This window comes from Elizabethkingia argenteiflava, from assembly GCF_009904105.1.
GTDB lineage: Bacteria > Bacteroidota > Bacteroidia > Flavobacteriales > Weeksellaceae > Elizabethkingia > Elizabethkingia argenteiflava.
Map to the genome: position 1 here is coordinate 1 of NZ_JAAABJ010000686.1, position 302 is coordinate 302.

Below are 302 nucleotides of genomic sequence, written 5' to 3' on the forward strand. Positions count from 1 at the left end.
ACCGTCTATCGATTTGTATTTCTGGATTGTATGTTTTTAAAGGTATGGGTGATTGGTGTTGTTGAATCCAGTGCGATCTATAATATCCTCGGGGTTGATATCGCAAGAAAAAAGGATGTACTTGGGCTTTATAGTTCAGAAAATGAAGGGGCCAAATTCTGGCTTGGAGTTCTCCCTGATCTGAAGAAACGCGGTGTGGAAGATATTATGATTGCCTGCATAGACGGCCTGAAAGGTTTCCCCGAAGCGGTTGAGGCTGTATTTCCTAAAACCAGGGTACAACTTTGCGTGGTTCATCAAAT

Annotated in this window: 1 protein-coding gene; it reads left to right on the top strand. The window is 42.7% G+C overall.

Features of this window, described 5'->3' with window-relative positions:
• Positions 1 to 302: transposase (locus GNY06_RS13365; protein WP_176590039.1), on the top strand; the 302-nt coding region annotated here is incomplete at both ends.